Origin of the sequence: Pseudomonas sp. RA_5y_Pfl1_P24 (assembly GCF_963970945.1) — a bacterium.
Classification (GTDB): Bacteria; Pseudomonadota; Gammaproteobacteria; order Pseudomonadales; family Pseudomonadaceae; genus Aquipseudomonas; species Aquipseudomonas tritici.
On record NZ_CAXAOJ010000003.1, the window covers coordinates 119,698 to 143,826 of the forward strand.

21 protein-coding genes are annotated in these 24,129 nt (G+C 59.5%); 11 read left to right on the forward strand and 10 right to left on the reverse strand.

Annotated features, from left to right (window positions below):
• Positions 1-10: 10 nt before the first annotated feature.
• Together AACY30_RS05225 and AACY30_RS05230 are read left to right on the forward strand one after the other, a co-directional pair.
• On the forward strand, positions 11-646 hold the full coding sequence (locus AACY30_RS05225; protein ID WP_339539958.1) for a DUF1120 domain-containing protein: 636 nt from the start codon (positions 11-13) through the stop codon (positions 644-646).
• A gap of 41 nt (positions 647-687) precedes the next feature.
• Positions 688-1,314, forward strand: coding sequence for a DUF1120 domain-containing protein (locus AACY30_RS05230; protein ID WP_339539959.1), 627 nt, complete (start codon positions 688-690; stop codon positions 1,312-1,314).
• An 11-nt stretch (positions 1,315-1,325) separates the two neighbouring features.
• Here the strand turns inward: AACY30_RS05230 and AACY30_RS05235 are convergent, their stop codons facing one another.
• The 5 genes from AACY30_RS05235 to AACY30_RS05255 all read right to left on the reverse strand — a co-directional run bounded on the left by AACY30_RS05235 (position 1,326) and on the right by AACY30_RS05255 (position 6,886).
• Positions 1,326-2,621 carry a CynX/NimT family MFS transporter gene (locus AACY30_RS05235; RefSeq protein ID WP_339539960.1) on the reverse strand — a complete coding sequence of 432 codons (1,296 nt, stop codon included), beginning with the start codon at positions 2,619-2,621 and terminating at the stop codon, positions 1,326-1,328.
• A 95-nt stretch (positions 2,622-2,716) separates the two neighbouring features.
• Positions 2,717-3,481, reverse strand: coding sequence for an amino acid ABC transporter ATP-binding protein (locus AACY30_RS05240; RefSeq protein ID WP_339437903.1), 765 nt, complete (start codon positions 3,479-3,481; stop codon positions 2,717-2,719).
• Between the two features lie 11 nt (positions 3,482-3,492).
• A complete protein-coding gene (locus tag AACY30_RS05245; RefSeq protein ID WP_339468568.1) occupies positions 3,493-4,590 on the reverse strand; it encodes an amino acid ABC transporter permease in 1,098 nt (365 codons plus the stop codon).
• A 10-nt stretch (positions 4,591-4,600) separates the two neighbouring features.
• A complete protein-coding gene (locus AACY30_RS05250) occupies positions 4,601-5,782 on the reverse strand; it encodes an amino acid ABC transporter permease (RefSeq protein ID WP_339468567.1) in 1,182 nt (393 codons plus the stop codon).
• A gap of 72 nt (positions 5,783-5,854) precedes the next feature.
• Positions 5,855-6,886 (reverse strand): amino acid ABC transporter substrate-binding protein, encoded by a 1,032-nt coding sequence (locus AACY30_RS05255; protein ID WP_339468566.1) that lies wholly within the window; start codon positions 6,884-6,886, stop codon positions 5,855-5,857.
• A 345-nt stretch (positions 6,887-7,231) separates the two neighbouring features.
• Here AACY30_RS05255 and AACY30_RS05260 point away from each other — a divergent pair, with 345 nt between their 5' ends.
• The gene (locus AACY30_RS05260; protein ID WP_339468565.1) at positions 7,232-7,888 is read left to right on the forward strand and encodes an alpha/beta hydrolase; all 657 of its coding nucleotides are present in this window, start codon (positions 7,232-7,234) and stop codon (positions 7,886-7,888) included.
• A gap of 96 nt (positions 7,889-7,984) precedes the next feature.
• Positions 7,985-9,460 carry an ATP-dependent RNA helicase RhlB gene (rhlB, locus tag AACY30_RS05265; RefSeq protein WP_339540052.1) on the forward strand — a complete coding sequence of 492 codons (1,476 nt, stop codon included), beginning with the start codon at positions 7,985-7,987 and terminating at the stop codon, positions 9,458-9,460.
• Positions 9,461-9,513: 53 nt separating this feature from the next.
• Here rhlB and moaE read toward each other — a convergent pair whose 3' ends face one another.
• The 5 genes from moaE to AACY30_RS05290 all read right to left on the reverse strand — a co-directional run bounded on the left by moaE (position 9,514) and on the right by AACY30_RS05290 (position 13,633).
• Positions 9,514-9,963 carry a molybdopterin synthase catalytic subunit MoaE gene (gene moaE, locus AACY30_RS05270; protein WP_339539961.1) on the reverse strand — a complete coding sequence of 150 codons (450 nt, stop codon included), beginning with the start codon at positions 9,961-9,963 and terminating at the stop codon, positions 9,514-9,516.
• A gap of 2 nt (positions 9,964-9,965) precedes the next feature.
• Positions 9,966-10,208 carry a molybdopterin converting factor subunit 1 gene (gene moaD / locus AACY30_RS05275; RefSeq protein ID WP_053131334.1) on the reverse strand — a complete coding sequence of 81 codons (243 nt, stop codon included), beginning with the start codon at positions 10,206-10,208 and terminating at the stop codon, positions 9,966-9,968.
• Positions 10,205-10,678, reverse strand: a complete 474-nt coding sequence (gene moaC, locus AACY30_RS05280) for a cyclic pyranopterin monophosphate synthase MoaC (protein ID WP_339468562.1) — start codon at positions 10,676-10,678, stop codon at positions 10,205-10,207. Before moaC ends, moaD begins: the two co-directional genes overlap by 4 nt.
• Positions 10,679-10,774: 96 nt before the next feature.
• Positions 10,775-12,169 (reverse strand): PhoH family protein, encoded by a 1,395-nt coding sequence (locus AACY30_RS05285; RefSeq protein WP_339468560.1) that lies wholly within the window; start codon positions 12,167-12,169, stop codon positions 10,775-10,777.
• 339 nt (positions 12,170-12,508) lie between these two features.
• Positions 12,509-13,633 carry a polysaccharide deacetylase family protein gene (locus AACY30_RS05290; RefSeq protein WP_339539962.1) on the reverse strand — a complete coding sequence of 375 codons (1,125 nt, stop codon included), beginning with the start codon at positions 13,631-13,633 and terminating at the stop codon, positions 12,509-12,511.
• 120 nt (positions 13,634-13,753) lie between these two features.
• Here AACY30_RS05290 and yaaA point away from each other — a divergent pair, with 120 nt between their 5' ends.
• The 7 genes from yaaA to algG all read left to right on the forward strand — a co-directional run bounded on the left by yaaA (position 13,754) and on the right by algG (position 24,125).
• Positions 13,754-14,533: a peroxide stress protein YaaA gene (yaaA, locus tag AACY30_RS05295; protein WP_339468556.1), complete on the forward strand. Its 780-nt coding sequence runs from the start codon at positions 13,754-13,756 to the stop codon at positions 14,531-14,533.
• 916 nt (positions 14,534-15,449) lie between these two features.
• Positions 15,450-16,766, forward strand: coding sequence for a nucleotide sugar dehydrogenase (locus AACY30_RS05300; protein WP_339417661.1), 1,317 nt, complete (start codon positions 15,450-15,452; stop codon positions 16,764-16,766).
• 83 nt (positions 16,767-16,849) lie between these two features.
• The gene (gene alg8, locus AACY30_RS05305; protein ID WP_314569913.1) at positions 16,850-18,331 is read left to right on the forward strand and encodes a mannuronan synthase; all 1,482 of its coding nucleotides are present in this window, start codon (positions 16,850-16,852) and stop codon (positions 18,329-18,331) included.
• Between the two features lie 37 nt (positions 18,332-18,368).
• On the forward strand, positions 18,369-19,535 hold the full coding sequence (locus AACY30_RS05310; RefSeq protein ID WP_339468555.1) for an alginate biosynthesis protein Alg44: 1,167 nt from the start codon (positions 18,369-18,371) through the stop codon (positions 19,533-19,535).
• 8 nt (positions 19,536-19,543) lie between these two features.
• Positions 19,544-21,067, forward strand: a complete 1,524-nt coding sequence (algK, locus tag AACY30_RS05315) for an alginate biosynthesis TPR repeat lipoprotein AlgK (protein WP_339468554.1) — start codon at positions 19,544-19,546, stop codon at positions 21,065-21,067.
• Positions 21,064-22,551 (forward strand): alginate export family protein, encoded by a 1,488-nt coding sequence (locus tag AACY30_RS05320; protein ID WP_339417658.1) that lies wholly within the window; start codon positions 21,064-21,066, stop codon positions 22,549-22,551. Before algK ends, AACY30_RS05320 begins: the two co-directional genes overlap by 4 nt.
• Positions 22,551-24,125, forward strand: a complete 1,575-nt coding sequence (gene algG / locus AACY30_RS05325) for a mannuronan 5-epimerase AlgG (RefSeq protein ID WP_339468553.1) — start codon at positions 22,551-22,553, stop codon at positions 24,123-24,125. Before AACY30_RS05320 ends, algG begins: the two co-directional genes overlap by 1 nt.
• Positions 24,126-24,129 lie beyond the last annotated feature (4 nt).

The window sequence follows — 24,129 nt, forward strand, 5'->3', positions numbered from 1 at the left end:
GTACCCTCCCATGAAAACTATTCTGATTGCTTTGCTCCTTCTATCCGGCACTGCACACGCCGCCTCCACCGTCGAACTGACCGTCAAGGGCCTGATCACGCCGATGGCCTGCACGCCGCTGCTATCCAGCGGCGGGCTGGTGGACTTCGGCAAGATTTCGCGCAATGACCTCAACCTCACCAACGGCACCCGCTTGCCGCACAAGTATCTGACGCTGACGGTCAACTGCAACGCCGCCGGGCGCTTCGCCCTGCGCATGCGCGACAACCGCGACGGCACCGCCCACGTTAACAGCGAGATTTTTTACGGGCTGGGGCTGGACAGCAGCGGCAACAAAATCGGCGTGTATTCGGTGAGTTTTGATCCGAAGCAAACCGTGGTCGACGACCTCGCCGTGGTGTACGGCACCGAGTCCACTACGGGTGGCCTGGCCTGGCGCACCGCCAACCTCAACCCCATCGATATCGGCTCGCGCAGCCTGCTCGGTTTCACCGATGCAGTGGGCAGCACCTCCGGCCCATCGGCGATCCAGACACTCACCAGCACCCTGAAGCTGGAAGCCACGATCAACGCGCGGCAGAACCTGGACCTGAGTACGGAAACGCCAATGGACGGCTCCGCGACCCTGGAAGTTGTGTACCTGTAAATCCCTGAGACCTTCTACTTTCCCTAGTGAGGAGTAACACCATGAGCAAGTCCTTTCACACCCTGATCGCCGCCCTGCTGCTGAGCGCCGCCAGCCAGGCCGTCGCCGCCTCCAGTGTCGATCTGAGCGTGCGCGGCCTTATTACGCCAAGCGCTTGCGAGCCCACGCTGTCAAATGGCGGGGTGTATGACCTGGGCAAAATTGCCGCCAAGGACCTCAACCCAGACCAGCCGAGCTTTTTCCCCTATCGCGCCCTTCAAATGACCGTCACCTGCGACGCGCCGACCTTGATGGGGTTGCAATCCCAAGACAATCGAGCCGGCTCCCATTTCCAAAACGACGAGACGTATGAATTTGGCCTGGGCCTGATCAACGGCGACGAGAAGCTCGGCGCCTTGTCTCTGCGGCTCATCAGGCCGCTGGCGGACGGTGTGGAAGCCCGCACTGTCGGCTCAGAGGACGGCGGTGCAACGTGGTACAACGAGCGCTACCTGTATCGCAACAATATAGTTTCAGTAGCCGCGTTGGGGACGTTGGTGCCCATTGCAGTCCAAGTGTTCAGCGCGGAACTGGCGATCTATCCCACCATCGCCCCCACCAACAGCCTGACCCTCAACAACGAGGTGGCCATCGACGGTTCGGTGACGCTGACGGTCCGTTATCTCTGAGGCAACACGACTCAAACTCGCTCGCTACTGACTCCAACGTAGAGCGCACGACCCGCACCACAACCGGCAATGATCGCGCCTAGGCCGATCACGCCGAACACCCAGCCGGTGGCTCCCCAGCCACCGGTCCAGTCATGCAAGACGCCCACCGCCAACGGCCCCATGGATGCCAGCGTATAGCCGATGCCCTGGGCCATGCTCGACAGGTTGGCCGCCACGTGGGAATCGCGCGAGCGCAGCACGATCAAGCTCAGCGCCAGGCTGAAGGTGCCGCCCTGGCCCAGGCCGAGCAAAATCGCCCAGCCCCATAAGCCGTCGAGCGGCGCATACAGACAGCCGAACAGGCCACCCAAGGTCAGCAGCATCACCAATACAATCGCCAGGCGCTGGTCTTTGCCGCGCGTGGCCAACCAGGGCGCAGCCAGGGAGCTTGCCAGCTGCACGATCACCGAGCCGGAGAGCACCAGCCCGGCCTGGGTCGCGCTCAGGCCGCGGTCAATGAGGATCGACGGCAACCAGCCAAACACGATATAGGCCAGGGACGATTGCAAACCCATGTACAAGGTCACTTGCCAGGCCAGCGGATCGCGCAGCAATCCGCGCACGCGATAAGCCACGCGGTGTGCGCCGTGTTGGGTGCGCACTTGCGGTAACCAGAACAGGGCCGCCAACAGCGCCGGGAGCATCCAGAAACCCAGGCCAAGGCTCCAACTGTCGCCAAAGTACTGACTCAACGGCACCGTGGCGCCGGCCGCCAGCGCCGCCCCCAGGCACAAAGCCATGGTGTAGACGCCGGTCATGGCCCCTGCCCGCTTTGCGAAATCACGCTTGACGATGCCGGGCAACAATACGCCGATGATGCCGATGCTCGCGCCAGCCACCAGGCTGCCGGCGAACAGCCCGGCTTGACCGAATGAACTGCGCAAAATAATCCCACCGGCCAACGTCAGTAAAATCCCCAACACCACCCGTTCGGCGGTAAAACGTCGCGCTAGAATCGGCGCCAATGGCGCAAACAGGCCCAGGCACAACACTGGCAAGGTGGTCAGCAGGCCGGCGCTGGCCGCCGACAAGCCCAGGCTTGCAGAGACGTCACTGAGCAACGGCGACAGGCTCGACAACGCCGGGCGCAGGTTCAACGCCACCAGAATCAGGCCCAGCAGCAGTAACCACGGGCGCCCCACAACCGGTTGAGCGTGCTGCACCTGGGCATCATCGGCTTCGGCGTCGATCAGCCATTGTTCAAGCTCGGCCTTGGGCGAGGCGTGCTCTGAAGGGGACATTGGGTTCTCGGGTTCAAGGTTCATTGATCAACTGCCAGCAAAGAGCGCTGCATATTGGCCGAAAACACACAAAAAAACCCGGCGCCAGGCCGGGTTTTTTGTTCAGCTTGCGCCGCGCATCAATGCAGGATCTGGCTCAGGAACAGCTTGGTCCGGTCATTTTGCGGGTTATCGAAGAAGTCGTTCGGTGGCGCTTGTTCGACGATTTCACCTTTATCCATGAAGATCACGCGGTTGGCCACGGTACGGGCGAAGCTCATTTCGTGGGTCACGCAGAGCATGGTCATGCCGTCTTCGGCGAGGCCGATCATGGTGTCCAGCACTTCTTTGACCATCTCCGGATCGAGGGCCGAAGTAGGTTCATCGAACAACATGATTTTTGGCTTCATGCACAACGCCCGGGCAATCGCCACGCGCTGTTGCTGGCCGCCGGACAGTTGCCCCGGAAACTTGTGGGCCTGCTCCGGAATACGCACGCGCTCAAGATAGTGCATGGCGATTTCTTCGGCCTTGCGCTTGGGCATCTTGCGCACCCACATCGGCGCCAGCGTGCAGTTCTGCAGGATGGTCAGGTGCGGGAAGAGGTTGAAATGCTGGAACACCATGCCGACTTCGCGGCGGATCGTTTCGATCTGCTTAAGGTCGTTGGTCAGCTCTACGCCATCGACCACAATACGGCCCTGCTGGTGCTCTTCCAAGCGGTTGAGGCAACGGATGGTGGTGGACTTGCCCGAACCCGACGGGCCGCACAGCACGATACGCTCGCCCTGCTTGACGTCGAGGTTGATGTCTTTCAACACGTGGAACTGGCCGTACCACTTGTTGACGCCCTGCATCTGGATAATGCCTTCAGGGCTCACAGGCTGTTTGATCGCTTCGCTCATAACAACAACTCCTAACGCTTGTGGCCAGTGTCGAGCTTGTGTTCCAAATGAATGGAATAGCGCGACATACCAAAACAGAAAATCCAGAACACCAGGGCCGCGAACACGTAGCCTTCGGTGGCCATGCCCAACCATTTCGGGTCAGCGGCGGCTTGCTTGACGCTGTTGAGCAGGTCGAACAGGCCGATGATGATCACCAGGCTGGTGTCCTTGAACAACGCGATAAAGGTGTTAACGATGCCGGGGATGACCAGCTTCAGGGCTTGCGGCAGAATCACCAGGCCCATGCTGCGCCAGTAACCCAGGCCCATCGCTGCGGCCGCTTCGTACTGACCTTTGGGAATCGCCTGCAGGCCGCCGCGCACCACTTCCGCCACGTACGCCGACTGGAACAGGATCACGCCGATCAGCGCCCTCAGCAGTTTGTCGAAGTTCATGCCTTCAGGCAGGAACAGCGGCAGCATCACCGAGGCCATGAACAGCACGGTGATCAACGGTATGCCGCGCCAGAACTCGATGAAGGTTACGCAGAGCACACGAATCGCTGGCATGTTCGAACGTCGCCCCAGCGCCAATACGATGCCCAGCGGCAATGCGCCGGCGATGCCGACGGTGGCGATGACCAAGGTCAGCATCAAGCCGCCCCATTTATTGGCAGGCACGTTAGTCAGGCCGAAGATACCGCCGTGCAGCAGGTAGTACGCGATGATCGGGTACAGCACCAAGAAGCTCAGGCCGTAGACAGCCTTACGCTGGAACCGCGAAATGAACAACGGTGCTGCGCCGACAATCGCCAGCCAAACGGTGAGGTCCACACGCCAACGCAGGTCGACGGGGTAGTAGCCGTACATGAACTGCCCGAAGCGTTGTTGGACAAACACCCAACAGGCGCCCTCTTTGGTGCAATCGGCTTGGGTAGTGCCGATCCAGTTCGCGTCTAAAATTGACCACTGCAAAAGCGGCGGTACCACTAGATAGACCAGGTAGATCGCCAGCAATGTCAGGAGGGTGTTGAGCCAACTGGAAAACAGGTTGGCGCGCATCCATGCCATCGGGCCGAATACCTTGCCCGGCGGCGGCATGTCAGGTTTGAACGTATGCGTACTCATGGATGTTTCCTCACCGCTCAATCAGCGCAATGCGCTTGTTGTACCCGTTCATCAGCAGGGAAATGCTGATGCTGATCGCCAGGTACACGCTCATGGTGATGGCCATGACTTCAATCGCCTGACCGGTCTGGTTGAGCACCGTGCCGGCAAACAACGAAACCATTTCCGGGTAACCGATACCGGCGGCCAACGATGAGTTTTTTGCCAGATTGAGGTATTGGCTGGTCAGTGGCGGAATGATCACCCGCAGGGCCTGCGGGATGATGACCTTGCGCAGCGTCGGCCCAGGGCGTAGGCCCAAGGAACGCGCGGCTTCGGTCTGGCCGTGGCTTACAGACTGAATACCCGAACGCACGATCTCGGCGATAAACGCGGCCGTATAAACTGTAAGCGCCAGGGTCAGCGCCAGCAGTTCGGGGATCAATACCCAGCCACCGACAAAGTTGAAGCCTTGTAATTTAGGCATCTCCCAGTGCAGCGGTGAGCCAAAAACCAAGGTGCACAACGCGGGAATTGCGATGAACAACGCCAGGCCCGCCCAGAATTTATGGAACGGTACGCCGGTAGCCTCAAAGCGCTTGTTGGCCCAACGCGCCATCAGCACGATCGCCACGATAGCGACGACGACGCTGACCACAAACGGCCAAAAACCTTCAGCTGCCAGCGCGGCCGGCATATTCAAACCCCGGGCGCTCATAAAGAACATATCGGCAAAGTTATGGCTGTTACGCGGCAACGGCATTGTCAAAAATACTGCGAAATACCAAAAAAGGATCTGCAGTAGCGGCGGGATGTTGCGGAACACTTCCACATACACGGTCGCCAGTTTGTTGATCATCCAGTTCGGCGACAGTCGCGCCACACCGATAATAAAGCCGAGCAGCGTTGCCAGGATCACGCCGATAAAAGTCACCAGCAAAGTGTTGAGCAAACCGATCACAAAGACCCGGGCGTAGCTGTCCGATTCGGTGTAGTCGATCAAATGCTGCGCGATGCCGAAGCCGGCACTGCGTTCAAGAAAGTCGAAACCCGAGGTGATGCCCCGGTGCTGCATGTTGGTCTGGGTATTGTCGAAGAGGTACCAGCCGAGCCAGACCACCGCCACAATCGTGATGATCTGGAAGAGCCACGCACGCACTTTGGGATCGCTGAAGCTGAGCTTCTGCTTGGGTGCGCCGATTTTATTTTGCATGAAGTGCCCCGAAAATAATGGAACAGAACATCACCCGGCAGTTGGCCCACCGGGTGACAGAACCATCAGCGATCAGCGCACAGGGGGTGCGTATTGAATGCCGCCGGCGTTCCACAGTGCGTTCAGGCCGCGGTCGATTTCCAGCGGGGTGTCCTTGCCGAGGTTGCGCTCGAACACTTCGCCGTAGTTACCGACTTGCTTGACGATCTGTACGACCCAGTCTTTCTTCACTTTCAGGTCTTTGCCGTATTCGCCGTCAGCACCGAGCAGACGAGCGACGTCCGGGTTCTTGGTGGACTTGGCTTCAGCTTCAACGTTTTTGGACGTGATACCGGCCTCTTCAGCGTTGAGCATGGCGTAGCCAACCCAGCGCACGATGGCCAGCCACTCGTCGTCGCCGTTACGCACGACCGGGCCCAGCGGCTCCTTGGAAATAGTTTCCGGCAGAACCACGTAGTCTTTCGGTGCCGCCAGCTTGCTGCGCTGGGCGAACAGTTGGGACTTGTCGGAGGTCAGTACGTCGCAACGACCGGATTCCAGCGCCTTGGCGCTTTCATCGGAGGTGTCGAAGGTGATCGGGGTGTATTTGAGGTTGTTGCCGCGGAAGTAGTCGGAAACGTTCAGCTCGGTTGTGGTACCGGCCTGGATGCAGATGGTTGCACCGTCCAGTTCCTTGGCGCTTTTAACGCCCAGCTTTTTGTTTACCAGGAAGCCGATGCCGTCGTAGTAAGTGATGAAGCCTGGGAATTTCAGGCCCATGCCGGCGTCGCGGGAGCTGGTCATGGTGGTGTTACGGGACAGAATATCGACTTCGCCCGATTGAAGTGCGGTGAAACGCTCCTTGGCGTTCAACTGGCTGAATTTGACCTTGGTCGCGTCTCCGAAAACGGCAGCGGCCACAGCGCGGCACACGTCAGCGTCGATCCCCAGGATCTTGCCGCTGGCATCCGGTACCGAGAAACCCGGCAGACCGTCACTCACGCCACATTGCACAAAGCCTTTCTTCTGCACGGCGTCCAGCGTGGCGCCAGCTTGGGCAAAACCGCTGACACCCAGTACAGCCGCCGCGGAAACGATGGCCAGGGTGGATTTCAATACCTTCATTCAAACCTCCAGTTGCTCTTGTTGTGTCGGAGCTCGAACCTCAGCGCACCCTTATGAGGCGATATCGACCCGTGTTGGCTTTTTTTAGGGTCAAGCGGCATGAGGTTGTTGCAGTCAATCCAGTTGCTATCCCACAAGCGGCAGTCACTGATAGTGTTACCGTCCTGAGATAGCGCTGACATCGTCGAATACTTAGCAAGGCCCGTACCAGAGTGCAGGCCGAGTCGATTCAGCCCACGGTCAATAGCAAAAGATTCAACCGTGCGACATCTTCTTAACAGATCAACCCGTCGCGCACCGTTCCGTTGCACTTAATCGGAGCGCGCGCACATTAATGGAGCAGACATGACCGAACCCTTGATTCTTCAGCCCTCCAAGCCCGCAGACGCCTGCGTAATCTGGTTGCATGGCCTGGGTGCCGATCGCTACGACTTCCTGCCGGTGGCCGAGGCGTTACAGGAAAGCTTGCTGACGACCCGCTTCGTTTTGCCCCAGGCACCTACTCGTCCGGTGACGATCAATGGCGGCTATGAGATGCCCAGTTGGTACGACATCAAGGCCATGAGCCCGGCCCGCTCGATCAGCCTGGAAGAGCTGGAGGTGTCGGCCAAAATGGTCGCGGATTTGATCGAAGCGCAGAAGAGAACCGGAATAGACGCGTCGCGGATTTTCCTCGCCGGGTTTTCCCAGGGCGGCGCCGTGGTATTTCATACCGCATTCCTGAATTGGGAAGGCCCACTGGGCGGCGTTATTGCCCTCTCAACCTACGCACCGACATTCGGCGATGAGCTGGCGTTATCCGCCAGCCAGCAGCGCATTCCAACGCTGTGCCTGCACGGCCAGTACGATGAAGTGGTGCAGAACGCCATGGGCCGCAGCGCCTACGAGCATTTAAAGAGCCGTGGTGTCACCGTGACATGGCAGGAATACCCAATGGGCCACGAAGTGTTACCGGAGGAGATCCGTGATATCGGTGCCTGGTTGACTGCTCGCCTGGGCTGAAAACCACCGTTTGTGTAGCCGTATGACAGACGCACTACGCCGCGCCCGATTCTTGCATTACACTGGCCGGCGTACATTCCTTAACCAATTAATGAGATCACCGTGCTCAAAGCACTCAAGAAGATGTTCGGCAAAAGCGAGGCTGAGCCGCTCGCGCCTGATTCCAGTGCTCCTGTCTCTATTACCGGCAGCCGCAACGACGGTGAACAACCCGGCCGGACAGCACCCGTTGCCCAGCCGAAGGTAACACCGCCTGAACAGGCAACACCGGCTGCAGCCGCGCCCGCGCCAGTGGCTCCCAAGCCTCGCCGCGAACGCGCACCAAAGGCGGTCGTCATCCCCTGGAAACTCGAAGACTTCGCCGTCGAGCCCCAGGAAGGCAAGACCCGCTTCCACGACTTCAAACTGGCCCCGGAACTGATGCACGCCATCCAGGACCTGGGGTTCCCATACTGCACGCCGATCCAGGCGCAGGTGTTGGGCTTTACCCTGGCGGGCAAAGACGCCATCGGCCGCGCCCAGACCGGTACCGGCAAGACCGCCGCGTTCCTGATTTCGATCATCACCCAACTGCTGCAGACGCCGCCGCCGAAAGAACGCTACATGGGTGAACCGCGCGCGCTGATCATCGCCCCAACCCGGGAGCTGGTGGTACAGATCGCCAAGGACGCCGCCGACCTGACCAAGTACACCGGCCTCAACGTCATGACGTTCGTCGGTGGCATGGACTTCGACAAGCAGCTCAAGCACCTCGAAGCCCGTCACTGCGACATCCTGGTAGCGACACCGGGCCGCCTGCTCGACTTCAACCAGCGCGGCGACGTGCACTTGGACATGGTCGAAGTGATGGTGCTGGACGAAGCCGACCGCATGCTCGACATGGGCTTTATCCCGCAAGTGCGTCAGATCATCCGCCAGACCCCGCCCAAAGCCGAGCGCCAAACCCTGCTGTTCTCCGCGACCTTCACCGAAGACGTGATGAACCTCGCCAAACAATGGACCACTGACCCGTCCATCGTCGAGATCGAGGCGCTTAACGTCGCCAGCGAAAACGTCGAGCAGCACATCTACGCCGTGGCCGGTGCCGACAAGTACAAGCTGCTCTACAACCTGGTCAACGACAACGGTTGGGAGCGCGTGATGGTATTCGCCAACCGCAAGGACGAAGTACGCCGCATCGAAGAGCGCTTGGTGCGCGATGGTGTGAACGCCGCGCAACTGTCGGGCGACGTGCCGCAGCACAAACGCATCAAGACGCTGGAAGGCTTCCGCGAAGGCAAGATCCGCGTATTGGTCGCCACCGACGTGGCGGGTCGCGGGATTCACATTGATGGCATCAGCCACGTGATCAACTTCACCTTGCCGGAAGTGCCCGACGACTACGTGCACCGCATTGGTCGTACCGGCCGTGCCGGGGCGGCGGGTGTGTCGATCAGTTTTGCGGGTGAGGATGACTCGTACCAGTTGCCGTCAATCGAGGCGCTGTTGGGGCGCAAGATCAGTTGCGAGACGCCGCCGACGCATTTGCTGCGAGCCGTTGAGCGTAAACGCCCCCAGGCTGAAACGCAGTAAAAAATGTGGGAGCGGGCTTGCTCGCTCCCACATTTTGTTCTGCGTTCGGCGTGCTATTTCCAGCGATCAGCGGCTGCATGGTCGCTACTGCGCCCTTCTACCCAGCGCGGCCCCTCACGGGTGTTTTCCTTCTTCCAGAACGGCGCCCGCGTCTTCAGGTAGTCCATCACAAACGCACAGGCATCAAACGCCGCCTGGCGATGGGCACTGGCGGCTGCAACAAACACAATCGGCTCACCCGGCTCCAGCGCGCCAATGCGGTGCAGCACTTCCAGCTTGAGCAACGGCCAGCGCTGTTCAGCTTCCACGGCGATCTTGGCCAGGGCCTTTTCGGTCATGCCGGGGTAGTGCTCCAGGAACATGCCCGACACGTCGCGGCCGTCATTGAAGTCGCGCACGTAGCCGACAAAACTCACCACCGCGCCCACGCCGACATTGGCCGCGTGCATCGCATTCACCTCGACGCCCGGATCAAACGCTTGGGCCTGCACACGAATGGCCATGCTTAGCCTCCCGTCACGGGCGGGAAGAACGCCACTTCGTCGCCCGCTTGCAATGGCTCGTCGAGACCACACAACTCCTGGTTGCGCGCGCACATCAGGCTGGTTTCGTTGAGCACTTCGAAACCCGGATCACCGGCCAACGCCTGGCGCACCGCATCGACGGTGGCGAAGTCGCCTTCCATTTCCAAGGAGTCCAGGCCAACCGCTTCGCTGTAACGCGCAAAAAACAGTACGTTGATGCTCATGGCTGGTCCGCCTTGAAGTGCCCACTTTTACCGCCAAGCTTTTCCAGCAGGCGAATGCTTTCGATGGTCATGCCGCGATCCGCGGCCTTGCACATGTCGTAGATGGTCAATGCCGCGACGCTGGCGGCGGTCAACGCTTCCATCTCCACGCCGGTCTGGCCGGAGAGTTTGCAGCGCGCCAAGATATGCACCGCGTCTGCGCCGTCGGCGCTCAATTCAACCTTGACGCCCGTCAACATCAACGGGTGGCACAGAGGGATCAGGTCACTGGTTTTTTTCGCGGCCTGGATTCCGGCAATGCGGGCCACGGCAAACACGTCGCCCTTGGGATGGGCGCCGTCGACAATCATTTTCAGGGTCTCGGGCAACATGCGCACGCGCGCTTCGGCCACCGCCTCACGGAACGTCACGGACTTGTCGGTGACGTCGACCATATGGGCGCGACCTTGGGAATCGAGATGAGTTAGCACGAGGCCTCCTTGAGGCAGCAAAAAAGCTACAAGCGGCAAGCGGCAAGTGAAAAGCTCACTGGACCAACTTGCAGCTTGTAGCTTAAAGCTTGCTACTCAGAGATGCGACTCTGCGTATTCAGCCAGGATCGAACGTGGAACACCCTGCAGCGCAATGTGCACGCCGTTCGGGAAGTCTTTGAAGCGTTCCGTCAGGTACGTCAGCCCGGAGCTGGTCGCAGACAGGTAAGGGGTGTCGATCTGCGCCAGGTTGCCCAGGCACACCACTTTGGAACCGGCGCCGGCACGGGTGATGATGGTTTTCATCTGGTGTGGGGTCAGGTTCTGGCATTCATCGATCAAAATCAGGCTCTGCTGGAAGCTGCGACCTCGGATGTAGTTGAGGGATTTGAACTGCAACGGCACTTTGCTGAGGATGTAGTCGACGCTGCCATGGGTGTTTTCGTCATCCATGTGCAAGGCTTCGAGGTTGTCGGTGATCGCCCCTAGCCACGGTTCCATTTTTTCCGCCTCGGTGCCGGGCAGGAAACCGATTTCCTGGTCCAGGCCCTGCACGCTGCGGGTGGCGATGATGCGGCGATAGCGCTTGGTCACCATGGTCTGCTCGATGGCGGCAGCCAAGGCAAGGATGGTTTTACCGGAACCGGCAGCACCCGTCAGGTTGACCAGGTGGATGTCCGGGTCGAGCAGCGCGTACAGCGCCAGGCTCTGGTAGATATCGCGCGGTTTCAGGCCCCAGGCCTCCTGATGCAACAGGGGCTCCTGATGCAGGTCGAGAATCAGCAGCTTGTCGACCTGGATTTCTTTGATCCAGCCGACAAAGCCCTGTTCGTCGATGATGAATTCATTGATGTGTACCGCCGGCAGGTTGTCGATCAGCTGTACCTGATGCCAGGTGCGGCCATGGTCCTGTCGGGTTTCGACCTTGCTGACGAGGTCCCAGAAGGAGCCGGTCACCGTGTGATAGCCACGCGACAACATCGACACGTCGTCGACCAGTTGGTCAGTGCTGTAGTCCTCGGCAGCGATCCCACACGCGCGTGCCTTGAGGCGCATATTGATGTCTTTGGTCACCAGCACCACGCGCAGGTTCTTGTCGCGGGCGTGCAGGTCGATCAATTGGTTGATGATTTTATTGTCGTTCAGATTTTCCGGCAGCAGGCTGTTGGGCTCGCTGCGCTTGCTCATCAGAATCGACAGCAAGCCCTTGGGCCCGCTTTTGCCACGCTGGATTGGTACGCCGACTTCAACATCCTCCGGCGATGCTTCGCCCAGTGTCTTGTCGATCAGACGGATGGCCTGGCGGCATTCGGCGGCAACGCTGTGGGGCCCGCTTTTGAGTTTGTCGAGTTCCTCAAGCACGATCATCGGGATGGCGACGTGATGTTCTTCGAAGTTAAGCAGTGCGTTCGGATCGTGGATCAGTACGTTGGTATCAAGCACATAAAGGATTGGCTGGTCGGAAGAAGGGTTACGTCCATGATCATCCATACTCGGTCACCTTTGTGGGAGCCAGTCGACGCAATACCTGGGCGGTGCTGCGCCTCGATTCGACCACCGACTGCACCTGAGTGACGTCAAGCGCAGTGCCCACATGAGGAGTCTTGTAAGACGCCACCTGTGTTGCAGGTTTCGGCGATCTGACTTCGTAATACCGCAAAACCCATGACAGGAAAAAGCACTTTGACGCTTTTTTGAAGTTTATTTTTCAGGATGACGAATAGCACTAGCCGAGCTCCAGGTACCCCGTTAAAGTCGGAAGTCGGCCTGCATCGAAATACCGTACAAAATCACCCCAAAAATGCCTCACACCCAACAGGGCCGGGCACTTCAGCGAAACGCCTCTCGGCAGTCCTGCCAACCCAGACCACTCTGTGCCGTTGCCTGTAGCAGGATGGGTAAAGCAACCCGCGCCTTGTCCTGGGTGTCGTGAAACACAATCACACCTTTGCGCCACAGCAGCATCAATGTCAGCACCCGTTGCGCCGACTCATCGGCCTTGAGCTTGCCAGGCTCGTCCTGGGAATCGATGTCCCACAATGCCACCTGCAAGCCTTGGGCTTGAAAGAAACCCTGGCTGTCGGCGCGACGCTGGCCGTAGGGCGGACGGAAGAGAGGCACGTAGTTTTCCGGCATCAGGTTTTGCGCCAGTGAGGCACTGCGGGTGATTGAGCTCTGCCAATCCACCCAATGACTGTGGGAACGGTACTGCCAACCCTGGGTGCCCACGCACTGGCCCTGGTACAGCGCCTGCACATCAGCAACGGAACTGCGCTCCACCCGGGTTTGCAGGCTGCTGCCGAGGACAAAGAAAGTGGCGTTCATCTTTTGCTTGCGCAGGTAGTCGGTGAGCCAGTCGGTATTGCCGCTGACCGGGGCCGGGCCGCCGTCGAAGGTCAGCAGGAACAGCCGGTCGTTGAATTCATCGCCATTACGCTCATGGTCACCAAACCGCGCGATTTCGCTGCTTATCTGTGGAAACAGCGCAGCCTTGCGCAGCAGCTCATCCAGGTACCGTTCATGGAAGCTATGACTGGGGCCGGCCCAGCCTATATAGAAGGAATCGCTGCTGACCTCGAACTTGCCGGCCTGCTCGCGCAGGTCGTCCATGCCTTCCACCAGGTAGCAGAACGAGGCATCTTCCTCGCAACTCTGCTGGGCGAAGGTGTAGTTTTCGAACAGGCGCTGCCAGAGCTGACGACGCAGGTCATCGATGGCGGACAGGTTGATGATTTTCAGGCCCAGGCGCTGTTTGAGCGTGCTTTCATCCTGATTCTCGCTGGCCAACAGGCTATGGGCGAACATCAGGATTTCCGCGCGCGAGGCGACGTCGAACAGCGCCGGGCTGCCGAGTTTTTCGGGCCAGGTGCCACGGTCCAGGCTGGCCACATCCACGGGCGCCGCCTGGACATTCAGGCACAGCAGGCACACCGACAATAAAAGCGCTATTCGCACACAGGGTCTCCCTCTCCAGAGTCGTCGGCCATCATAGCGGATCGCGCCTATCGCCATCATAGGTGGAGTCAAAACGCTCAAGCCCCTAGAATCCCTCCCACGATTCCAGGAGCCAACTTCATGCTGATGGTGATTTCCCCCGCCAAGACCCTCGATTTCGAGACCGCGCCCGTGACCCAGCGCTTCACCCAGCCGCAGTACCTGGACCACTCCCAGGCACTGATCGAGCAATTGCGCACCCTCAGCCCGGCGCAAATCAGCGAATTGATGCATGTATCCGACAAGATCGGCGGCCTCAACGCTGCCCGTTTCGGCAGCTGGACCCCAGCGTTCACCCACGCCAACGCCAAACAGGCACTGCTAGCGTTCAAGGGTGATGTCTACACCGGCCTGAATGCCGACACCTTCAGCGATGCCGATTTCACCTACGCCCAGGACCACCTGCGCATGCTCTCGGGCCTCTATGGCCTGTTGCGCCCGTTGGACCTGATGATGCCGTACCGCCTGGAAATGGGCACCAAACTGCCCAACGCCCGTGGCAAGGACCTGTACGCCTTCTGGGGCACGCGCATCAGCGAATGGCTCAATCAAGCGCTGGCCGAACAAGGTGATGACGTGCTGCTCAACCTGGCCTCGAACGAGTACTTCTCGGCGGTCAAGCGCACGGCCCTGAACGCGCGGATCATCAACACCGAGTTCAAGGACCTGAAGAACGGCCAGTACAAGATCATCAGCTTCTACGCCAAGAAGGCACGGGGCATGATGAGCCGCTTTGTGATCGAAGAACGCATCAACGACCCGGAAAAGCTCAAAGCGTTTGATGTGCAGGGGTATCGCTTCAATGCAGAGCAGTCGAAGCCGGACAACCTGGTGTTCTTGCGCGATCATGCACCGGAATAAAGCCCTCCCCCCCCCCTCAAACGCGCTGATCTCCAAATGTGGGAGCTGCGGTGCGACGATTCGACTTGCCTGCGATAGCGGTGGATCAGTCGGTACATCTGTTACTGATAGACCGCTATCGCAGGCAAGCCAGCTCCCACCTTTGCGTGCGCACTCCAACGCCAGATCGTCATATTTTTGGCGTCAAAAAACATCCTGAAGCATGTCTAACAATTCTTTCACTCGACATCCGTCTTTTTTTTTCGTAGTGGCACCACTTTTTTAAAAGCGTGATGGCACAAAACTATCTCTGCGCGCCAACTCCCCACAACTACTGGCCCAAATAGCAAGTGCTATCAATATAGTACTAGTGCCATCTTGCCTAACATTTCAAGAAATTTCGGGAAACAGGATGAGCGGCCCGGAACTTCGTCAACACGCACGGCTCATACCACCGGTAACGAAATTCTCTGTTTCTGTAGGAGATGACTTACATGGCGACCAATGGAGAGTATCGAAGTTGTCACATTAAACTTTGACTGAGTGGTCACTTTATAAATGCTTAGTTAGGAGCGGCGACAAGGATGATTTGCCACGAACTATGAGGCCAAGGCTGTGCTTACCCTAATGGGTCAGTGACACAACCCAAGATATTGATATTTAAGGTTAAAAAACCCATATCAAAATCTTGTGGCACTGGCGCCACGCCCTTCTCCCAGGAAGGCTGGCTGCATTTCAGGGCAGGCCCCAACAATAAGGCCACGTTGCGCACAACTTGAGTGCAATAGTTAGTCACTCACTATTTAACATGCCTGTACGCGATAAGTCGGCGTCTATTCGCCCAACTTTCGCGGCATCAGTGACGCTTGCAAACATGAACTCCGGCCAATTATTGGCATGATTAACACCGTCTTCAATGACACATGAGGTAAATGCGATGCGCATCAGCATATTTGGTTTGGGTTACGTTGGCGCAGTCTGTGCCGGTTGCCTGTCTGCACGTGGCCACGAAGTGGTCGGCGTAGATATCTCCAAGGATAAGATCGACCTGATCAACGCTGGCAAATCGCCGATTGTTGAGCCAGGCCTGGGCGAACTGTTGAGCCAGGGTATTGAAACCGGCCGGCTGCGCGGCACGACCAACTTCGCCGAAGCCATCCGCGATACCGACCTGTCGATGATTTGCGTCGGCACGCCGAGCAAGAAGAACGGCGACCTGGAACTCGACTACATCGAAGCGGTATGCCGCGAGATCGGCCTGGTCCTGCGTGACAAAGCCACCCGCCACACTGTGGTCGTGCGTAGCACCGTCTTGCCAGGCACCGTAGCCAACGTGGTGATCCCGATCCTCGAAGACTGCTCTGGCAAAAAAGCCGGTGTGGACTTCGGCGTTGCGGTTAACCCGGAATTCCTGCGTGAATCCACCGCCATCGCTGACTACGACCTGCCACCGATGACCGTGATCGGCGAATTCGACAAAGCCTCCGGCGATGTCCTGCAGTCGCTGTACGAAGAACTCGACGCGCCGATCATCCGCAAGGACATCGCCGTTGCCGAGATGATCAAGTACACCTGCAACGTGTGGCACGCCGCCAAAGTGACCTTCGCCAACGAGATCGGCAACATTGCCAAGGCTGTTGGCGTCGACGGTCGCGAAGTGATGGAAGTGGTGTGCCAGGACAAGACCCTCAACCTGTCCCAGTACTACATGCGCCCAGGCTTCGCCTTCGGCGGTTCGTGCCTGCCAAAAGACGTGCGCGCCCTCACCTACCGCGCCAGCACCCTTGACGTGGAAGCGCCGCTGCTCAACTCGCTGATGCGCAGCAACGAGTCTCAGGTGCAGAACGCCTTCGACATCGTTTCCAGCCACGACAAACGCAAAGTCGCGCTGCTGGGCCTGAGCTTCAAGGCCGGCACCGATGACCTGCGCGAGAGCCCGCTGGTAGAGCTGGCCGAAATGCTGATCGGCAAGGGTTATGACCTGAGCATCTACGACAGCAACGTCGAGTACGCCCGTGTCCACGGCGCGAACAAAGACTACATCGAAGGCAAGATCCCGCACGTGTCGTCCCTGCTCAACTCGGACTTCGACGACGTGATCAACAACTCCGACGTGATCATCCTGGGCAACCGCGATGAGAAGTTCCGTGCCCTGGCGCAGAACGCCCCGCACGGCAAGCAAGTGGTTGACCTGGTGGGCTTCATGTCCAAAGCCACCAGCGTAACCGGCCGTACCGAAGGCATTTGCTGGTAACAGCAACGGCAAGTTCCGGGCTGCAAGCGTACCAATCCCCAGCGCTTGCAGCCTGGAGCCTTCTTCACCTTCGGATGACGCTCATGTCCAAGTTAAAACACGTACTGCTCCAATCCGCCGGCTGGCTGTTCTTCCTGAGCCTGCTGCTGGGACTCGCCCTGCTGCTGCCGGCGAGTACGTTCGACTCTGAGTCGAAGAATTTTATTTTCCTGATTGGCGCCGTTGGTATCTGGCGCTACTCGATGGGTGCTACGCATTTCTTTCGCGGCATGCTGTTCCTGTACGTGGTCTACCCACACCTGCGCCGTAAAGTGCGCAAGCTGGGCAAGGCCGCCGACCCCTCCCATGTGTTCCTGATGGTCACCAGCTTCCGTATCGATGCGCTGACCACTGCCCAGGTCTACAGCTCGGTGATTCGCGAAGCCATCGAATGCGGCTTCCCTACGACCGTGGTCTGCTCACTGGTGGAAATGTCCGACGAGTTGCTGGTGAAGAGTTTGTGGGAACGCATGAACCCACCGGAGCACGTCAAGCTCGACTTCGTGCGGATCGCCGGTACCGGCAAACGCGACGGCCTGGCCTTTGGTTTCCGCGCCATCTCCCGCCACCTGCCGGATGACCGTGCAGTGGTTGCGGTGATCGATGGCGACACCGTGCTCGCCGAAGGCGTCGTGCGCAAGACCGTGCCGTGGTTCCAGCTGTTCGGCAATGTCGGCGGCCTGACCACCAACGAGTTCTGCGAAGTGCGCGGCGGCTACATCATGAGCGAGTGGCACAAACTGCGCTTCGCCCAACGCCACATCAACATGTGCTCCATGGCCCTGTCCAAGCGCGTACTGACCATGACCGGTCGTATGTCGGTGTTCCGTGCCAGCGTAGTGACCGACCCGGGCTTTATCGCCGATGTGGAAAGCGACTCGCTGCAACACTGGCGCCTGGGCCGCTTCAAGTTCCTGACCGGCGACGACAAGTCCAGCTGGTTCAGCCTGATGCGCCTGGGTTACGACACGTTCTACGTGCCGGACGCCGCGATCAATACCGTGGAACACCCGCCGGAAAAAAGCTTCATCAAGGCCAGCCGCAAGCTGATGTTCCGCTGGTACGGCAACAACCTGCGCCAGAACTCCCGTGCCCTGGGCCTGGGTGTGCGTCGGCTGGGCTTGTTCACCAGCGTGGTGCTGTTCGACCAGCGCGTGTCGATGTGGACGTCCCTGCTCGGCCTGACCGTGGCGATCATCGCCACCTTCAAATACGGCGGCGCGTTCATCCTTGCGTACCTGCTGTGGATCGGCATCACCCGCCTGATCCTGACCCTGCTGCTGTCGTGCTCCGGCCACAAGATCGGCCCGGCCTACCCGGTGATTCTCTATTACAACCAGATCATGGGCGCACTGGTGAAGATCTACGTGTTCTTCCGCCTTGATCAACAGTCCTGGACCCGCCAGGACACCAAACTGACCCGCGATTTGGCCAGCTTTCAACGTTGGTTCAACACCTGGTCGTCTCGGACCATGACCTTCTCCGCCGGCAGCATCTTCGTTGCCGTGTTGCTGATGATGGTCTGACCCTGCCAAGCCTGAATTAACTCTAGGAAATGCCCTGATGAACAGTCCAGTAAACGCCAACGTAGTCCACGAATCCGAAGCCCAGCGCCAGCACGCCCGTGTCAAAATCCCGGCCAAGCTGCGCTTTTTCAACACCGACCGCACGCCGACCGAAGCACGCGTGCACGACCTGTCCGCCGGCGGCCTCTCGTTCACAGCGACGCAGCCGCTGACCATCGGTGAAGTGCACAAGGGGCGCCTGCAATTCGTCATCGACAACCTCGGCCTGGCCATGGACGTGGAGCTGCAGATTCGCTCCTACGACCGCCAGACCGGCCGCACCGGTTGCCAGTTCCAGAACCTCGATGCCCAGGATATTTCCACCCTGCGCCACCTGATCACCTCGCACTTGTCCGGTGACATCGTGACCATGGGCGACGTGCTCGCGACCCTGCAGCGTGACAACTTCACCAAGGCGCGCAAGGTCAAGGACAGTGGCAGCAACATGAGCGCCTTCGGTCGCTTGCGCGCCGTGACGTTCAGCCTGGCAATCTTCCTGGTGGGTCTGGCCGCGTTCGGCTTTGTGTTCAAGTCGGTCTACGGCATGTACTTCGTCAGCCACGCCCAGGCCGGCATTGTCAGCGTGCCTGGCATGAACGTGACCATGCCACGCGACGGCACCGTGCAAAGCCTGCTCAAGGGTGATGCGATCGCGGCCAAAGGTGCACCACTGGCCACCTTCAGCACCAGCATGCTGGATGTGCTCAAGGGCCATCTGGATGAAGACCAACTGCAACCGGCCAAGGTTGAGGAGCTGTTCGGCAAGCAAATGACCGGCACCCTGACTTCGCCATGCGACTGCATCGTTGCCCAGCAAATGGTCGCCGACGGTCAGTACGCCAGCAAAGGCGATGTGATCTTCCAACTGGTACCGCGCGGCGCCCAAGCCAACGTTGAAGCGCGCTTCACCTATCGCCAGTTTGGTGACGTTCGCCCAGGTACACCGGTGAGCTTCCAGGTGGCCGACGAAGAACAACTGCGCACTGGCACCATCGTCAGCAGCACCAGCCTGAACAGTGCCGACCTGTCCTCCGACATCCGCGTGCAGATCAAGCCTGACGCGCCGCTGGACAGCACTTACGCCGGCCGCCCGGTCGAAGTGACCAGCGACCGTGGCCCATCACTGAACTGGCTGATCGATAAAGCCATGGCTCACGGTCTGTAAGCGAGGACATGCCTGTGAAGCCAATTTCAAGAACAGCACAGCCCCCTGTGGGAGCCGGGTTTGCCCGCGATTGCATCGACTCGGTACACCTGCAACACCGAGGTGCCCGCATCGCAGGCAAGCCAGCTCCCACACAGAGCAGATCTCATTCGGCCGCTGTGTATTGCGCTCTGGCTCTGGCCGTCAGCCTCGCCGGTTGCGCCGGCCTGCCCGACCAACGCCTGGCCAATGAAGCGCTCAAGCGTGGCGACACCGTCACCGCGCAGCAGAATTACCAGCAACTGGCAGACCTGGGTTACAGCGAGGCCCAAGTGGGCCTGGCCGATATCCAGGTAGGCACTCGCGATCCGGCGCAAATCAAACAGGCTGAAGCCACTTACCGTGCGGCGGCGGGCACCTCGTCCCGTGCCCAGGCTCGTCTCGGTCGCCTGCTGGTGGCCAAGCCCGGCTCCACCGAAGCCGAGCACCATGAAGCCGAAGGCCTGCTGAAAAAAGCCTTCGCCAATGGCGAAGGCAACACGTTAATCCCGCTGGCGATGCTGTACCTGCAATACCCGCACAGCTTTGCGAACGTGAACGCCCAGCAGCAGATCAGCAAGTGGCAAGCAGCGGGGTATCCGGAAGCCGGCTTGGCCCAGGTGCTGCTGTATCGCACCCAGGATACCTACGACCAGCATCTGGATGATGTGGAGCGCATTTGTAAAGCCGCGCTCAACACCACCGACATCTGCTACGTCGAGCTGGCCACGGTTTACCAGAAAAAAGCCGAGCCCGAAAAACAGGCCGAGCTGCTCAAGCAAATGGAAGCGGGCTACAGCCGTGGCACCGTCACCGCACAACGCATCGACAGTGTTGCTCGCGTATTGGGTGATGCTTCGCTGGGCAAGACCGACGAGAAAACTGCCCAGGCGCTGCTGGAAAAAATCGCGCCTGGCTACCCGGCTTCCTGGGTCAGCCTGGCGCAACTGCTCTACGACTTCCCGGAACTCGGCGACGTCGACCAGATGATGAAGTACCTGGACAACGGCCGCGCCGCCGATCAGCCGCGCGCCGAGCTGTTGCTGGGCAAGCTCTACTACGAAGGCAAGTGGGTGCCGGCAGACGCCAAGGCGGCCGAAGCACACTTTCAGAACGCCTTAGGCCGCGAAGTGGCTGCCGATTACTACCTCGGCCAGATCTACCGCCGTGGCTACCTGGGCAAGGTCTACTCGCAAAAAGCGCTGGACCACTTGCTGACGGCAGCGCGCAACGGCCAGAAGAGTGCCGACTACGCCATCGCCCAATTGTTTTCTCAAGGCAAGGGCACCAAGCCCGACCCACTGAATGCCTATGTCTTCAGCCAATTGGCTAAAGCCCAGGGCACACCAGAGGCCAATGACTTGGCCACGCAGCTGGAAGCGCCGCTGACGCCTGAGCAACGCGCTCAAGGCCAACGCCTGGTGCAACAGGAACTGGCCGCACGCGGCACCCTGGCCCAGAGCACGCTGCAACTGCACGCCCTGCAAGAAGAAGACGGCGAGGAATCCCTATGAAGCTCAACCCATTCGTCAAAGCCGGCATCGGCCTGACCTTCGCCCTGCTGTGGTCGTGCCCGACCCTGGCCGCGCTGACCGAAGCCAAGAACTTCGGCCTGGAAGTCAAAGCCACCGCGCAGTCCGAAGATGACCGCGATCTCGGCACCCAGAAAGGCGGCGACGTCAACGGCGTCGGCCTCGACCTGCGTCCTTGGATCTACGGCGAAAGCGGTGCGTGGAGCGCCTACGCCATGGGCCAGGCTGTGGTGTCCAGCGACATCATCGAGACTGATACGCTGCAACAGTCGGCCGATGACCAGAACCAGCAAACCACCAACAACGACCGTAAGGCCAAGAAAAACTACCTGGCCATGCGCGAGTTCTGGGTCGGCTACAGCGGCTTCACGCCTTACCCCGGCGAGATCCTCAAGCTGGGTCGTCAACGCCTGCGCAATGACGACGGCCAATGGCGTGACACCAACATCGAAGCGCTGAACTGGACCTTCGACACCACCCTGCTCAAGGCCAATGTCGGCGTTGCCGAACGCTTCAGCGAATACCGCACCGACCTCAAGGAACTGTCGCCGAAGGACAAGGACCGTCAGCACTTGTACGCCGACGCGTCCTACCAGTGGACGCCGGGCCAATGGATCGGCCTGCGCGGCCACCACACCCATGACAACGGTAAGCTCGATTACCCGGAACCGGGCCAACCGACCGACTCGCTGGACAAGCGCGAGAACGGCGACCTGACCTGGCTCGGCATCGAAGCCAACAGCGACGCGTACAACTGGCGCAACACCAACACCGTCAACTATTGGGCGAGCATTACCGGCATGCAGGGCGACCGTGACACGGTCAACGCTTTGAAGGCCGACGGCACCCGTCCCGACCAGGCCAAGCGCAGCGACGACGTGAATGGTTGGGCCACCGACTTGGGTATCCGCCTGCGCCTCGACCCGCAGTGGCAAGTGGGTGCTGCCTACGCCCGCGCCAGCGCCGAATACGAACAGAACGGCCTGCAAAGCAACCGTTCGAACTGGACCGGCACCCAGTCCCGCGTGCACCGCTTCGGCGAAGCCTTCCGTGGCGAAATGAACAACATGCAGTCCATGAGTCTCTTCGGTTCCTGGCAGTTGCGCGAGGACTACGACGCCAGTTTGGTGTACCACAAATTCTGGCGTGTCGACGGCAACAAGCCGGTGGGCAGCAACGGCATCGATGCCGTGCAGAACAACACCGACGACGTGACCGGCGCGATCCTGTCCAGCACTTCCCTGCCGCTTGAAGACGGCAAGAAAGACCTGGGCCAGGAGATGGACCTGGTCGTTACCAAGTACTTCAAGACCGGCTTGCTGCCGGCCGCGCTCAGCCAGTCGATTGATGAGCCGTCTGCGCTGGTGCGTTTGCGTGCTGGTGTGTTCAAGCCCGGTGACGCCTACGGCAGCCAGGTTGACTCGTACATGCATCGCGCCTTTGTCGACGTGATTTGGAAGTTCTGATGGGAGCCTGCGCAATGATTCCTAAACGCTTGCTGGTGACCGCGATGCTGATGGCCAGCGCCACAGCTTTCGCCGATACCGCGCAGCAGGTCAAGGCGCCGACCATCGCCAAAGAACTGCAACAGGCCAAGACCTACACTATTTCCAGCCCGCCGACCGCGCCGCTGGAAATGGCCAAGCCGGCCCTGCCGGACCTGTCGGGCTACACCGCTGCTGCGATGCAAAAGAAGATCGTGCGTGGCAAAGCGGGCAAGATCAGCATCCGTCGCATGATGCAGGAAGACGCCCTCAAGGACTTCATTGGCGGTGACAACAAGATGGCCGAATGGGTGGTGCGCCAGCACGGCATTCCCCAGGCGATCTTTGTCGATGACGGCTACATGAACCTCAAGGACCTGCTGGGCAAGGTGCCCAAGCAGTACCTGAGCGAAACTTCGCCGGGCGTGTTCCTGGCCAAGTTGCCGATCGTGGTCGGGCGCAAAGGCATCCTGGAAATCGACAAGAAAACCCAGGAATTGCGTTTGTCCCAGGACGCCGGTTCGTTCCTGATCAACGATGGCCAGCTGTTTGTGAGTGACACTAAAGTCACCGGCTGGAGCGAAAAAGCAAACGGCCCGGCGCTGTTCAGGTCGGCCAAGGAATTTCGCCCGTTCCTGCTGGCTTGGGGCGGCACCGAGACGTACATCTCCAATACCAAGATGGCCAGCTTCGGCTACGCCAACAGTAAGTCGTACGGGGTGAGTATTTCCCAGTACACGCCTAACATGGCCAAGGTGCTCAAGCGTCCTGAGCCGACCGGTTGGATCATTGATTCCGAGTTCTCGGACATGTGGTACGGCTTCTACTGCTACGAGACCACGGGCTTCGTGATCAAGGGCAATACCTACAAAGACAACATCGTCTACGGCATTGACCCCCACGACCGTTCCCATGGCCTGATCATCGCGGACAACACCGTCTACGGCACCAAGAAGAAACACGGCATCATCATTTCCCGTGAAGTGAACGACAGCTTCATCTTCAACAACCGCAGCTACGACAACAAACTTTCAGGCTTGGTGATCGACCGTAACAGCGTGAACAACCTGATCGCCGACAACGAGATCTACCGTAACCACACCGACGGCATCACCCTCTATGAGAGCGGCGACAACCTGTTGTGGGGCAACAAAGTGATTGCTAACCGTCGCCACGGTATCCGCGTGCGTAACAGCGTGAACATCAAGCTGTACGAAAACACTGCCATGGCCAACGGCCTGACCGGCGTCTACGGCCACATCAAGGATTTGACCGACACCGACCGCGACATCGCCCTCGACCCGTTCGACGCCAAGGTCTCGCTGATCGTGGTCGGCGGTGAACTGGCGGGTAACGGCAGCGGGCCGCTGTCCATCGACTCGCCGTTGAGCATCGAGCTGTACCGCGTGTCGATGCTGGCGCCGACCAAATCCAGCGGCATCAGCTTTTCCGGTGTGCTTGGCGATCGCCAGGAAGAGATTCTCGACCTGCTGGTACGCCAGCAGAAAGCCGTGCTGATCGACCCTGTCGAACGCCAGACCGAAATGCAGGACTGAGGAT

Excerpts from the sequence above, each read along its gene's own strand:
- algG (WP_339468553.1), top strand. The coding sequence starts at position 22,551 with ATGGGAGCCTGCGCAATGATTCCTAAACGCTTGCTGGTGACCGCGATG.
- AACY30_RS05320 (WP_339417658.1), top strand. The coding sequence starts at position 21,064 with ATGAAGCTCAACCCATTCGTCAAAGCCGGCATCGGCCTGACCTTCGCC.
- moaD (WP_053131334.1), bottom strand. The coding sequence starts at position 10,208 with ATGAGCATCAACGTACTGTTTTTTGCGCGTTACAGCGAAGCGGTTGGC.
- AACY30_RS05310 (WP_339468555.1), top strand. The coding sequence starts at position 18,369 with ATGAACAGTCCAGTAAACGCCAACGTAGTCCACGAATCCGAAGCCCAG.
- AACY30_RS05300 (WP_339417661.1), top strand. The coding sequence starts at position 15,450 with ATGCGCATCAGCATATTTGGTTTGGGTTACGTTGGCGCAGTCTGTGCC.
- AACY30_RS05255 (WP_339468566.1), bottom strand. The coding sequence starts at position 6,886 with ATGAAGGTATTGAAATCCACCCTGGCCATCGTTTCCGCGGCGGCTGTA.
- moaE (WP_339539961.1), bottom strand. The coding sequence starts at position 9,963 with ATGGCCATTCGTGTGCAGGCCCAAGCGTTTGATCCGGGCGTCGAGGTG.
- algK (WP_339468554.1), top strand. The coding sequence starts at position 19,544 with ATGCCTGTGAAGCCAATTTCAAGAACAGCACAGCCCCCTGTGGGAGCC.
- AACY30_RS05230 (WP_339539959.1), top strand. The coding sequence starts at position 688 with ATGAGCAAGTCCTTTCACACCCTGATCGCCGCCCTGCTGCTGAGCGCC.
- AACY30_RS05250 (WP_339468567.1), bottom strand. The coding sequence starts at position 5,782 with ATGCAAAATAAAATCGGCGCACCCAAGCAGAAGCTCAGCTTCAGCGAT.
- alg8 (WP_314569913.1), top strand. The coding sequence starts at position 16,850 with ATGTCCAAGTTAAAACACGTACTGCTCCAATCCGCCGGCTGGCTGTTC.
- AACY30_RS05245 (WP_339468568.1), bottom strand. The coding sequence starts at position 4,590 with ATGAGTACGCATACGTTCAAACCTGACATGCCGCCGCCGGGCAAGGTA.
- AACY30_RS05260 (WP_339468565.1), top strand. The coding sequence starts at position 7,232 with ATGACCGAACCCTTGATTCTTCAGCCCTCCAAGCCCGCAGACGCCTGC.
- AACY30_RS05235 (WP_339539960.1), bottom strand. The coding sequence starts at position 2,621 with ATGAACCTTGAACCCGAGAACCCAATGTCCCCTTCAGAGCACGCCTCG.
- AACY30_RS05240 (WP_339437903.1), bottom strand. The coding sequence starts at position 3,481 with ATGAGCGAAGCGATCAAACAGCCTGTGAGCCCTGAAGGCATTATCCAG.
- yaaA (WP_339468556.1), top strand. The coding sequence starts at position 13,754 with ATGCTGATGGTGATTTCCCCCGCCAAGACCCTCGATTTCGAGACCGCG.
- AACY30_RS05225 (WP_339539958.1), top strand. The coding sequence starts at position 11 with ATGAAAACTATTCTGATTGCTTTGCTCCTTCTATCCGGCACTGCACAC.
- AACY30_RS05285 (WP_339468560.1), bottom strand. The coding sequence starts at position 12,169 with ATGGATGATCATGGACGTAACCCTTCTTCCGACCAGCCAATCCTTTAT.